Below are 13,139 nucleotides of genomic sequence, written 5' to 3'. Positions count from 1 at the left end.
ACCTATGAAACGCCTCCTGACTTTCCTACTTTTGTTCGTGATGAGTGCAACGGTGGCTTTCGGCTGTAGCCCCACAGGTGGCAACCAACAGCAAGTGCTCAGCATTTACAATTATGCAAGTTATATCGCCCCAGAAGCGATCGCCCAATTCGAGAAAGAGAACAATGTTAAAATTCAATATGACACTTTCGAGAACAGCGACGCACTCTATGCCAAACTCAAACAGGGCAACCCCGGTTACGACTTAATATTTCCCGCAGATTACATGGTGAAAATCATGATCGCAGAAAATATAATTGAGCCGCTGAACTTAAACAATATTCCCAACAAAAAGAACCTAGAACCTAAGTTTATAAATCAAGCTTTTGACCCGGGAAATAAATATTCCCTGCCATACCAGTGGGGAACCATGGGGATTGGCTATAACGTGAAAACAATCCAGGGAGAAATTAACAGTTGGGGGGTGATGTTCGACCCGAAATATACCGGGAAAGTCGCGTGGCAAGACGATGCCAGATACACATTAGCAGGAGTTTTAATGTATTTAGGATTTGACCCAAATACAACAAATCCCGAAGAGATTAACAAAGCCCGCGATTTGCTGATTAAAAGTAAAAATATCATTGCAGCTTTTGTTCCCGACACCGGGCAAAATATGCTAGATCAAGGAGAAGTAAATTTGGCAATGGAATGGAGCGGTGATATTTTCCAAGTGATGACAGAAAATCCTAATCTCCGTTACGCTATTCCCAAAGAAGGAACAATCATTTTTTCTGACAACATGGCCATTCCCAAAGGTGCGCCCCAGAAAGAGTTAGCGGAGAAATTTATTAACTTTATTTTGCAGCCCCAAGTCGGCGCCCAAATTTCCAATTTTACCCACTTCGGCTCGCCGAACAAAGCAGCAATCGATCAAGGTTTAATCGACCCGAAAGATTTGAAAAATCCTCAAATTTACCCGCCGGCTGAGGTGTTTGGCAAAATGAAATTATTGCAGGATGTCGGGAAAGCAACCGCATTGTACGATCGAGCTTGGACGGAAGTTAAAGCAGGGGCCGGAAAGTAGATATAAAACAGGTTCCTGCCCGGGCTGGTTCACTTAAATTTTTAGTTTGCATTGAAGTTGCACCATCGTCAAGAACGGGCTCTTCGGCCCGTTCCACAAAACTTAATTTTCTTGGGGAACCAGCCGGAGAGCCCGTTCCCAAACAAGTAATTGAGAATGGTGCAAGATATCAGTTTAACGGGACTAGAACTCAAATTTTTATTACTCACACATACTAACACAATGCACTCTGTCGAGGTTTTAGAAGTTTCCAAAATATTTAAAAGTGTCCGCAGTAAAGATTTCTTAGCTGTAGATAACATCAACCTGAAAATTTACGATCGAGAATTCTTTTCTTTACTCGGCCCTTCTGGCTGCGGCAAAACTACAACTTTGCGAATGATCGCCGGTTTTGAAATTCCCACAGCCGGGGAAATTTACATTCACGGCCAACCGATGCAAAATCGCCCGCCATTTCACCGCCCAGTAAATACGGTATTTCAAAACTATGCTTTATTTCCGCACATGACAGTAGCACAAAATGTCGCTTTTGGGTTGGAAATGGAGAATATGCCTCAGACAACAATTCGCGATCGCGTTGCTGAAGCCTTAGAATTAGTACAGTTAACCGAGGTAGGAAAACGCTATCCCCGCCAACTGTCAGGGGGACAGCAGCAGCGAGTAGCATTAGCAAGAGCATTAGTCAAACAGCCGTCTGTTTTGCTATTGGATGAACCCCTAGGAGCGCTGGATTTAAAATTGCGTAAAGAGATGCAATTAGAATTAAAAAAAATGCAGCGAAAATTGGGAATTACGTTTATTTATGTAACTCACGACCAGGAAGAAGCGCTAACGATGTCGGACAGAATTGCAGTGATGGATGGAGGAAAACTGCAACAAGTCGGCACGCCTGTTGATATTTATGAATATCCTAAAACGCGGTTTGTTGCTGATTTTATTGGCGACAGCAATTTTTTAAGTGGTCGAGTAGTAGAAAAGCAAAACGGTAAAATAATCGTGTTGGTTGACCAGCAGTTGCCAGTGTTAGTTGCGACAGCAGAAGATATGCCCGCTGGCAAAGTTGTCACCCTAGTGTTGCGGCCAGAAAAAGCTGCTATTTATCCGGCTAATTATGATGATGAAAATAGCTGGCCGGGAATAGTAGAAGAGGCTATTTATATTGGCACTGATACGCGCTATACGGTGCGGTTGACTGCTAAAAGTTCGATCGCCCTTCGCCGACAAAACTTGCACAGAGATGATTTGCAGCGACACCAAGTCGGCGACAGCGTTCGAGTCGCAGTGCCGCCGGAAAGTATCTACATTGTTTGACACTTAAGCGGGCTGAAGCCACTGAGATTCTGCAGACAGAGTAAGATTACTTACTGTCCGAAGTCTAACTATCGCTAATGTCGTCAAGCACCGTCTAACCAGTAAGGTTAAGTCCAAGCTACATGACACTGGAAGACTTAGTTGAGATTTTGGAAGATTGAGGGGCAGACTGAAGATGCGATTCCTTCCCGGTAGAAGATAATCTACTTCTTACTTCTGCTTCCTCCTTCTTCCTTCGCGTCTTCGCGGTTCAATAATATAGACTGTATTGGTGCTAAACTCGCGTTTGACTTTGCAAAATTTCCTCCAACAGTCGCTCTTGACTTTTCGCAGGTTCCTTGCAAGTCAAACACTCGCAAACTAACCCGATAACACCTTCAGGCAAATCAGCCTCAATCTGACAGACAGCAGTCGGATAATACTGGGAAATCAAGCCAGAAATTCGATCGGGAGTCGTGCGAATCAGGGTAGAATGCTGATACCAGTCGATCGCCGAAAGTAGACTCGGACAAGCTTGCGGAGCATCTTGCACAATACTGCTGAAAGCTTGCAAACCTTGCTCGGCGCGATCGAGATATTCTAAATTCGGAACCAATAGCGCGAGGCGAACCAAAGAGGCGATCGCAATTCCATTCGCCGCCGGAGTTGCATTGTCTATATAGCTGCGTTCCCGCACCAACAAATCTCCGCTAGCATCCTTAGCAGTATTGTAATATCCTCCCAATTCCACGCTCCACAAAAACTCATCAAACTCTTCTTGCACCTGCACAGCTTTCTCCAACCAAAACTGAGAATTAGGCAACTGTTTTGCCTCTTCCCCGTTGCCTAAAGTCAAACTCGCTTGGTGCAAATCTAACAAAGCTTTCACAAACAAAGCATAATCTTCCGACTGCGCCGTTACAGCAGAGTGCCCGTCATAATTCAACCGCTGAAACCGCCCATCCGTCCACTGATTGTCTAAAATAAAATTAGCAGTTGTCACAGCTAATTCTAGATATTCCCAATTTCCAAAAACCGCTGCAGCGCGGGCTAAACCAGAAATCATTAAGCTATTCCAAGCAGCAATCATTTTCGTGTCAGTAACGGCGGGAATTCTACCCGGCCAACTGTCGTTTTTAGCTTCTTGATTGTTGCGGGCTGGCGGAAAGGTTTTTACACTATCGGGATTGCCACCGTAGCGAACAGCAAAGAGTTTAGCCAAAGCCGTTTCTACCGTGTCGCTCAGTTTTCCTGGATGGCGGCGCTGTAATACATTCTTGCCTTCAAAATTGCCGCTGCGGCTAACAGTAAACTGTGCTTTAATTTCTGCCAATTCCTCAGCAGTTAATAGTTGTTCCAGTTCGGCATAACTCCAGACATAAAACGCTCCTTCTTCCGGTTCAAATTCTTCAGAAGTGTTAAAGCTGTCCGCATCCTGTGCAGCATAAAAATAGCCTGTTGGCGCAATCATTTCTCGCTTCAACCATTCTACTGTCCCCGCGATCGCAGTTTCCAAAGCGGGTTCTTGTATTCCCGCGCTCCACAAATTTGCTAAATACTCAACAATTTGACCGTTGTCATAGAGCATTTTTTCAAAGTGTGGCACAGTCCAAGTCGCATCAACCGTATAGCGGTGAAATCCGCCTCCTACGTGGTCATAAATGCCGCCCAATGCTAAGTCTAATCCGCGCTGAGTGCAGACTTGTTTGCTGTCGTGTTTTGATTCAAAATTAAATCGCGTTCCCCGCAGAGCTAGCTCAGCATAAGGTATCATCGGAAAACTGGGGCCGGGGTTGCTGCCCGCAATAATTCCGGTGTTGAGCTCTAAGCCTTTTTGAAAGAGTTCGCGATTTAATTCGGCGGTTACTCCTGACAGCGCTGCCGACTGTTGGAGGTTGCCTAAAATCTCTGCTTTGAAGGCTTCTACTTTGCCTTTTTCTGTGTCGTAAAAGCGGCGAATTGCTTGCAAAACTTCTAAAAATCCCGGCCGTCCATATCGCGGTTCTACGGGGAAATAAGTGCCTCCGTAGAAGGGAACTCGCTCGTCTGGAGTGAGAAAAACGTTGAGCGGCCAACCGCCTTGACCGGTCATCATTTGCAAGGTTTGCATATAAATGCTGTCGATATCCGGGCGTTCTTCACGATCGACTTTTATCGGTATAAAATGCGAATTCATGTATTGGGCGATCGCGCGATCGGAAAATGCTTCTCCTTCCATCACCGTACACCAGTGGCAGCTAGAGTAGCCAATTGACAGGAAAATCGGTTTATTTTCGCTTCGGGCTGTTTCCAAGGCTTCGTCGCACCAAGGCCACCAGTCGATCGGATTTTCGGCGTGTTTCCGCAGGTAAAGGCTTTGGGATTGAGCAAGACGGTTGACCATAATCAAATCCACTTTAACTCGTGCTGAGTAAGCTTGTCAGTTCTCTAGCAGTTTAGCGCGAGATGTTTTAGTTGAGTTGTCGCTGATAATTATGTTTTAATATTAAGGCTGATTATCTCGATCTAATATGAGCTTATCATCTCGGAGAACCTTCAATCAACAGCTCGGACAATTTTTGCTGAGTGCTGCTGTTCCTCCTGCTGTTATCAAACTGATCCAAACTGAATCCTCGGATCAAGCTTTATTAGAAACTAATCTTAACAATTTTTTGGCTAAAGCAGACCCAGAAATAGAATTATTAGTCCCAACATTTTTAGGTAATGACAAGCGCCGCTTTTACGGCAGAGGTGTTCCGAAAAGCTTGAATTTAATCGACAAATTTAAACTAGGCGGCGGCCGGACTTTTCTGGGAAGGCGGTCTGTAGTTTGGAGCGGTGCCGGTTGGACAGGACAGCCGACAATTACCAGAGACGGGGAAAAAACTTATTTAATTATAGGTGCTTATGACCACAATTTGCGAAAAATAGATATTGCTACCAATAAAGAAGTTTGGCGCTATAAATTTGATGATGTGATCAAAGGATCATCAACGATTTATATCGATGCAAAAGCGAGCGCTGAAAACAGAATTGTGATTTTGCAAGGTAGCCGCAGTGGCGGGGGTGGCAAAAAAGTAGTGCCGAGTTTTAGGGCAATATCTTTTAGAACTGGCAAGGAACTCTGGAAATTGGACATCAGGAAAACGCCCAGCTACAGCCGGGATAATGACAGCAGCGCCTTGGACATCGGCGGTGGAGTTTTGTTCAATGCGGGGGAAAATGCGATCGGCTATTTTCTCGATAGTTCCACAAGCAATGCAAAAATCAAACAAGGCATCAAGCAGCCAAATATCTTGTCGGAAGTACAGCTTTATGCAGCAGCAGATATCAGCAAGCACCGCGGCAACTTGGTAGCGGAATCATCGCCATCAAGGCTCAAAGATAGAATTTTTATAGCTGCTGGTTCCGGTCATATTTACGGTATTAGCATTGCAACTAAAAAGATAGTCTGGGATTTCTATACAGGTTCTGATTTGGACGGAAGTGCTGTAATTTCTAAATCAGGTAAACTGTTCTGTGCCATTGAAAAACAATACATTCAGGGCAACGGCGGAGTGCTGAAGCTGAATCCAAATAAAGAACCGAATGCCAGTGTTGAATGGTTTTTGCCGACTGGAAATCGCCGAGTTTCTAGCTGGGAAGGCGGGATAATTGGCTCGGTGGCGTTGAATGACGAGTACAATTCAGGGGAGTTTCCGGCGCTGTTTGCCACAAATGCACTCGACGGCAATTTGTACATCGGTTCCCAAGATATGATTACAGGTAAAAAAACTTCTGTGCCTTGGCTAAACCAGTCTTACGATACTCCGGTAATAGTATTTAAAAAAGCGATTGGTTCTTCAATTTCGACTCCGATTTTTACCGATGGCAATAAACTGATCAGTGCGGGATACAACGGTGTTTATTTGTTCAATTTGAATTGGGAACGAGCGAAGTCGGGGGATCAGAATGCTTTGAAAAATGCTAAAGGGGAGTTTTACCGTTTGAAAGTAATAGAATCGGGGAGATTTAAGCCGGGTTTGTCATTTGAGGCGACGCCTGTAGTTTGGGACGGAATTGTGAGGATTTGCGCGAGGGATGGCTGGATGTATACTTTGGGGTGAACTACCTACAGTCTTGGCGACTGTCGGAAGTGCGATCGCATCCTCATTTTCTAGATGTTGAAATCCGCCAATCCCACTACCTGCAGCTTAACTGCGCTTATCGGAAACCTGTTAGAGCAATCCTCGCATCATTTGTGAATTTCTTACTCCCTCCCCTTACTAAGGGGAGAGTTGGGATGGGGTAAAAAATTTACGACTTATTTAGGATTGATATAGCAGCAGTGCACGAGCTTGATTGGTCGCTGTTGATTTTATTTACTAACGTGGGGCTTAGGATTGTGGCTGAATGCTTGGAATGTCGATCGAACTGAAGGGGAAGAGTACGAACAAGCGTTTCAGCGGTGGCGGTTGAAGAAACAGGTGGGACAGTGAAAAGCGCTTTTTATCGGTATAAAGTGCGAATTCATGTATTGGACGGCGCGATCGCAAAATGCTTCACCTTCCATCACCCTACACCAGTGGCAGCTAGAGTAGCGAATTGACAGAAAAATCGGTTTATTTTCCCTCCAGGCCCTTTCTCAGGCTTCGTCGCACCAGGCCCACCAGTCGATCGGATTTTCGGCCTGTTTTGGCAGATAAAAGGTTTGGGATTGAGCAAAACGGTTGACCATAATCAAATCCACTTGAACTTTTGCTGGGTAAGCTTGTCAGTTCTCTAGCAGTTTAGCGCGAGATGTTTTAGCTGAGTTGTTGCTGATAATCCTGTTTTCAGATGATCGCTGATCATTTATATGTCAAATTAGTTGATCGTCTCGGAGAACCTTCAATCAACCGCTGGGAAAATTTTAGCTGACTGCGACGGTTCCTCCTGCTGTCCTCAAACAGTGCCAAACTGAATCTGGGAATTGACGAGTGAGAAACCCGCTCAAACCTTGATATTTAGAGGGTTTAGGCTCTTGAACCTCCCTCAAGAGAGTAGTAATTATTACAAATTTATTGACAATTTTGATGGTAGCGAACGCGAACGATCGTGATTAGACCCTGCAAAAAGTCTAAAAATTAGCGATCGCACACACACATTTTTTTGATTACAAGCTACTCAAACCCTTACTGCGTCAAGTATTTCTACTTGCTTATCACCCGTTAAATCTTGGAATCGAGCTTTTTCGGAAAAATAATATTAACCAATTTTTAGCGAAAGCAGACCCAGAAATAGAATTATTAGTCCCAACATTTTTAGATAACGACCACCGCGCCTTCTACGGTAGACCCAGGACAGTTTCATTCTCTTGTAGGGGCAGCAAAGAGTGGCTGCCCCAATCCCACCAAATGCCTAACAAATCCTGGATGGGTCGGGTCGGCATTCTGGGCACGACCCGTACAAAAAGCTGGTTTCCGTGAGAATGAAACAGCCCTGACGGTAGAGGTGTTCCGAAAACTATGTCCCAGAAAGTCGAGTCGTCCCTTTACTGGGCCAAAGTTCCGGCGTCACAGATAATAACGAGCACCGAAACCAGTGGTCTCTAAACTGAGATGTTGCACCACGATCAATAAGCCTGTTTTGGGCGGGCTCTGCGGCCCACCCCCTACTCCCCACCAGAAAACTCATTCTTTGTGGAACCCGCCGGAGGGTCGGTTCTTGGTAATGGTGCAACATATGAGTCTAAATGGCGCTTGTTGCTGAATCCGAAAGCGAGAATCGACGCACCGAATACGATCCAAGATTTTGTCCTGAGTTATAGTCCAGATTCCGCAGCTTCAACTGTCACCATCGGTTTTTACCTATTTTTACCCAGCAATCAAGCTATCACTTAAACTTTTCTACCGTACATTAACGGATCAAAAACTTTTTCAGGACATAATTTAGAGCTTAAAAATAGTTTCATCAGTAATTATGCTGTGTAAAAACCCAGTTTAGGGAGCGGGGTTATAGCTTTTTGAAAGAGAGAAAAGTTAGGACTAAAATCCGGGTGGCAGCACCCCTATTTTTTGATGTACGCCATAGCAAATAGCTAGCTACAACTCATCAATTTAGGCATTTTGGTACATCCAATAAGCGTATTCGGAATCTTCATGGAATCTTTATCAAAACTACTTGCATTAACTTGTGCTTCGGTTTAGATTGAATATGTGAAGGAAAAAAACCTGCTTCCAGTCAACTTAAAACTAAAGGTATCAATCATGAAATCCCCATTAAACTTAGTCAAATATATTTTAGCCGTTGCCGGTGTCGCCGCCGTTAGTGCAGTATCCGCAGCACCTGCCTCTGCCTTCAGCTTTAGTAATATTGCTAGCGATAATACATCGGGAGATGCCTATGTAAATAGCTTTAGCTTTGATGTCCTAGATCGTGGCTCCAATAACGTTTTATTCAACATTTTCAATAACAATAAAGACAAATCCGCCGCCGATATCTTTATTGCTGCAGTTCACTTAGACACAGGTTCTAATACCAATTTATTGAGCGCCTTTGACATTATAAATGGTTCTGGTGTTAACTTTACAAAGGGAGCTACTCCTCTGCCACAAACAAATAACCTTGCTACTCCTTGGTCTACGGATTTTGCAGCTGGGATAACTGGTACGCGGCACGGTGTCCAAGCTGGTGAGGTTTTGGGATTGAGCTTTACTGGAAATTATAATAACGTAGTTTCCGCGTTGAATAATGGTACTTTGAGACTAGGGATGCACGTCCGGGGTATTGGTAGCAAGGGCGATAGCGATGTTTTTGTCAGCACCGGCACTAGCAACACTGAAGCTACTCCTGAACCTTTAACAATGCTGGCTGCTGGAGCCGCTGTTGGGTTTGGTACTATGTTCAAAAAGCAACGCGCTCGGGCTCAAAAAGCTGAATAGGCGATCGTTTGAACTGGTTTTCGATTCTGGCTTGATGCCAAACTGATTATTTTATGTTCGAGCTAAAAACCTGGTTTCACCAAGAAACCAGGTTTCTTAGTATCTGATAGCGCGCCACCGTGAAAACCCCAGACTTGAAAGCCTATCTCAAGGGAGCATATCATATTTGTTGTAAAAACACTTATTCTGGCTCCTTCCTTCTTCCTCTTTTCTCCTAGCTCCTGGCTCCCATTTCTAGCTTGGCTGCAAAAGTGAGATGCTCCCCATCTCAGTCAAATCCCCCTAGACAGCGCATTTAAGAACTACCGTAAGGCTGTTTCTGAAGCATTTCCGATATATACCAATCCTTGCAAGAGTCGTAAATTTTTTACCGCACCCCAACCCACCCCGAACCCGCTCTGAGGAAGAAATTCACAAATGATTTAGGATTGCTATAAAGACACTGAGATTCTTGAAAAGCAGAGAATCACCCTTGAGCATGGCTCGAACTCTAACTCGCTCAGCCGTATTTACTCAAACCTCAGTGTCACACCATGCGCGGTGCTAATTGCATCTAGTCTCAAGAAATCCAACCCTCAATGAAGCTACTTATTTTTAATTTTTGTTGATTCACTCCCTTTTTAGTATTTGCTTACAGGGGCCAAGTAAGTAAGCGCTAGGCATCCAACCAATCATTTCCAGTAGCAGTCTTTTCAATAGGTGTCCTAATGCTGAGCTATGCGTTGCCTCTGAGTCTCACCATCCATCAAATTCCCGAGTGTCTACTAACATCATCTCCCAGATTTACGGCTTTTAAAATCCCCCGAGTCCTTTCCGTAGGAGGGGTTCAATCTACTGAGTTGTCCCCATCCCCTACTATTTTTATGATATGATCTAACAAGAGTCTGGACTGTTTTTAGTTCCTAGTCTGAAACCCGGGATTTTCCGTTGGTACTTCGATTGCCGAATCGCCGGGAAACCCTTATTCTAGGGTTTGCAATCAAAAACTGTCCCCAGTATGGCTCTCCTCAATCAACTAATAACTAATATCTAAAATGTTCAAGAGAAAACTTTTTTGGCTCATCATTATCGCCACAGCTTTAGTAACTCTGAATATGACACTCCTGTGGAAACTGGGGGATGTTGCTCATTTTTGGATGAGTATAGTTTTTTGGTTCGCTGTGGGTTCCCTGCTTTGGGACAACCACCATCTTCTCAAACAGAGTGAGATAAAAAGTGACTTATTATCGACAGTAGCAGGGACGCTATTAATAGCTTTTATTTTATTTAAAAGTGCTGCGGTTTCCAGTAAATTCGATCCTTTTTTAAGACTTGCACCTTTTTTGTCGGGTTTAGGTTTGAGCCTAATTGCGGTAGGTTTTCAGAACTTAAAACTATATTGGCGTGAATTGGTAATACTATTTTTTCATGGCACCCCCAGTGTCCTTACGTTACCTTTAGTGGATTTTGTTACCTCGCTTACTGCTAAATTTGCTTATTATTCTTTGTGGTATGTCGGTTTTGATGTAACACGTGACGGTAATTATGTTGCTTTACCGACAGGAAGGGTGTTGGTAAATGGGGGTTGTTCGGGTATAGAGGCAATGAATTATTTATTAGGTTTAGCTGTAGTTTGTTTGTTGATGTTTCCTACTAAACAAAATAAGGCTTTGGTAATAGGTGTCGCTGTCATTTGTGGTTTTATTATTAATGTTTTTCGAGTGGCGGGAATGGCATTGTTAGTTGCATCTCATCGCCTAGATTTGTTTAAATATTGGCATGAGGGTGAAGGTTCTTTAGTAGTGGGAATGCTTGCGGTGGTGTTGTTTGGGCTCTTTTATCAATTTATGTTGAAACGAGATAGCAAACTTAGTCAAAGTTCGGGAAATTAATTAGTTGCACTTTGAGGAAATATATGGGTTCTTCGATTTCCCCTCCCATAGTCAGGAGTCTCGCTCACTCAAATCTCCGGGTGTTGAAATCCGCCAATGTCACTACCTGTCGTTTAACGGCGTCTATATCTATCATAGAAAGGATGTCAGAAATTATAGGAAACCTGTTATGGCGACAAATGAAAGTCAAATAAATCAAATTTACGGTTCAGAGGATGCTCAAGGTATTTTACAGCTTGCGATCGCGCGGCGACAGGATGAGGGGGAATTATCCAGAGTGCAGCTTTTCGAGATTGCAGCGGAATTGGGCATTTCCGAACAGGATATTGTAGCGGCGGAACAGCAATGGTTAGCAACTAGAGGAGAATTTCAAGAAAAGCTGGTTTTTAACACTTTCCGTCGTCGTAAATTGCAGAAAAATGTAACAAAGTACGGCATTATCAATACTTTTTTAGTTTTGTTTAATCTAGCAGGAGCGCACGAGCTTTCTTGGTCACTGTTCATTTTACTAACGTGGGGATTGGGATTGTCGCTAAATGCTTGGAATGTTTATCAAACTGAAGGAGAAGATTACGAAAAAGCGTTTCAGCGGTGGCGGTTGAAGAAACAAGTCGGAGAGTCTATTGGTACTGCGACGAATAAGTTTATGAAGTGGTTGCAGTCGTGATTTTCTCTTAAGAAAAAAGCGATCGCTTTTTCTTCAAATCAACTATCGCCCATACAAACAAATAGCAAAAGATAACTATTATGCCGGAAAAAACTGGGGCAAATGATTAATAACTGCTGTAATTTTATCCGATATTTAAGTTAGCTCCGACATTATTAGCTGCCCTTCTCCCGCCATTTTCATACATCATTAGTTCGTACTTTTGGCAATTATTTCCAAACTACTGAGAACAAAATTGTGAGGGAGTAGCTGATCAAAAGCAGCGCGAGATTTCCGGCAGGCCTCAGCAAAATCGTCATCCGAAAGTTTATCGTGAAAAGCTTGGACATAATCTCCAATCCGATGCACTTCCGAAAAAGGAACGATCACGCAAAAATCTTCCCATTTCATACCTCTCAACTCCGGTAACGATTTATTGGTATCAATGAAAACCGGAATTCTCCCTGCTGACATCACCTCCCCGAGATGGTAACAGCCATTATCGTCTCCCCTCATCGCCAAGATATAAGCATTATTCTCGATATTTTCGATATACTCGGCTCTTTGGCGGTTTCTTTCTTCCACTGGGAGACTAAAAAAATCTCCCTTTCTTTCAATCACAGATATTTGTAGATTTTTCGCTTTTCGCACTTCTTTAATTATTTTTTTTCTGACTAATCGTGCAATCAACCTTCGCATTCCCAAATTCAAATTACGATTAACAAAAAGGTTGCATGCCATCCAGTTAACCATAGAATCCGAAAATTTAATATAACGTAATATCAACGTATTTAGTCGGGATGGATATTCAACATTTCCCACAAAACCGACAGTAGGTATTGATGGTTTTGGCATATTTACCTTCTCTCCCAGGTCATAAATCCATGGGGGTGTGGGTATGGATTTTTCTTTTTTATCACGGTAAGTTGCCGAGGCAAACAAGATTTCTCCTGGATAAGCCTGACACTCTAAACAGTTTGCAAAGGTGACGAGCGTCCTTTTTGATCCTAATACTTGGCGCCGGAATTTATGTAATTCAGCTTCCTTATGAAGGCCATAATAACTTGAAATAAAATGTGGAGTTACCACAATCTTGCCTGCATCTGCCAAGTCTGTAAATCGGTGAATCTTGACTACCTCCGGTAATTTATCCCTGAGCAAATTCCAAAACTGTAACTGTGGATTAGTGTCCGGCGGGCTGAGGTGCATTAGCAGTGGGGCTGGGCGTACCCCAGGAAGTAGTAAATCTTCATTGATCCATATTTCCAGAGGTTTGTTCAGTTGGTCACTCATTTTTTTCTTCAGAGTAAATTTTTGTTTACTTTCAACCCAAATCTTGACAGGCGGGGGACTCTCCCCGCCGCCACTGAATTTTAACATAGGCA

At 43.5% G+C, this 13,139-nt stretch carries 8 protein-coding genes and 1 pseudogene; 6 read left to right on the top strand and 3 right to left on the bottom strand.

Features of this window, described 5'->3' with window-relative positions:
- Positions 1–4 precede the first annotated feature (4 nt).
- Both QUA57_RS02615 and QUA57_RS02610 read left to right on the top strand, forming a co-directional pair.
- Positions 5–1,066 (top strand): spermidine/putrescine ABC transporter substrate-binding protein, encoded by a 1,062-nt coding sequence (locus QUA57_RS02615; protein ID WP_333059352.1) that lies wholly within the window; start codon positions 5–7, stop codon positions 1,064–1,066.
- 222 nt (positions 1,067–1,288) lie between these two features.
- Positions 1,289–2,377 carry an ABC transporter ATP-binding protein gene (locus QUA57_RS02610; protein WP_333059354.1) on the top strand — a complete coding sequence of 363 codons (1,089 nt, stop codon included), beginning with the start codon at positions 1,289–1,291 and terminating at the stop codon, positions 2,375–2,377.
- 274 nt (positions 2,378–2,651) lie between these two features.
- Here QUA57_RS02610 and QUA57_RS02605 read toward each other — a convergent pair whose 3' ends face one another.
- Complete coding sequence (locus tag QUA57_RS02605; protein WP_333059356.1) at positions 2,652–4,739, bottom strand: thioredoxin domain-containing protein; 2,088 nt, start codon at positions 4,737–4,739, stop codon at positions 2,652–2,654.
- Between the two features lie 127 nt (positions 4,740–4,866).
- Here QUA57_RS02605 and QUA57_RS02600 point away from each other — a divergent pair, with 127 nt between their 5' ends.
- A complete protein-coding gene (locus tag QUA57_RS02600) occupies positions 4,867–6,441 on the top strand; it encodes an outer membrane protein assembly factor BamB family protein (RefSeq protein ID WP_333059357.1) in 1,575 nt (524 codons plus the stop codon).
- Between the two features lie 380 nt (positions 6,442–6,821).
- Here the strand turns inward: QUA57_RS02600 and QUA57_RS02595 are convergent.
- Positions 6,822–7,052: pseudogene (locus QUA57_RS02595) on the bottom strand (DUF255 domain-containing protein); the annotation flags it as partial.
- A gap of 1,459 nt (positions 7,053–8,511) precedes the next feature.
- Here QUA57_RS02595 and QUA57_RS02590 point away from each other — a divergent pair.
- The 3 genes from QUA57_RS02590 (at position 8,512) to QUA57_RS02580 (ending at position 11,775) form a co-directional block, all read left to right on the top strand.
- On the top strand, positions 8,512–9,237 hold the full coding sequence (locus QUA57_RS02590; RefSeq protein ID WP_333059358.1) for a PEP-CTERM sorting domain-containing protein: 726 nt from the start codon (positions 8,512–8,514) through the stop codon (positions 9,235–9,237).
- A 1,034-nt stretch (positions 9,238–10,271) separates the two neighbouring features.
- Positions 10,272–11,108, top strand: coding sequence for a cyanoexosortase A (gene crtA, locus QUA57_RS02585; protein ID WP_333059359.1), 837 nt, complete (start codon positions 10,272–10,274; stop codon positions 11,106–11,108).
- Between the two features lie 169 nt (positions 11,109–11,277).
- Positions 11,278–11,775 carry a 2TM domain-containing protein gene (locus QUA57_RS02580; protein ID WP_333035588.1) on the top strand — a complete coding sequence of 166 codons (498 nt, stop codon included), beginning with the start codon at positions 11,278–11,280 and terminating at the stop codon, positions 11,773–11,775.
- Between the two features lie 189 nt (positions 11,776–11,964).
- Here QUA57_RS02580 and QUA57_RS02575 read toward each other — a convergent pair whose 3' ends face one another.
- Positions 11,965–13,134: a hypothetical protein gene (locus QUA57_RS02575; protein ID WP_333059360.1), complete on the bottom strand. Its 1,170-nt coding sequence runs from the start codon at positions 13,132–13,134 to the stop codon at positions 11,965–11,967.
- Between the last annotated feature and the right edge of the window lie 5 nt (positions 13,135–13,139).

The sequence above is a fragment of the Microcoleus sp. Pol7_B2 genome, assembly GCF_036701035.1.
Lineage (GTDB): Bacteria > Cyanobacteriota > Cyanobacteriia > Cyanobacteriales > Microcoleaceae > Microcoleus.
Note: the sequence above shows the minus strand (reverse complement) of the source record. Positions and strands in the feature narration are given on the sequence as shown.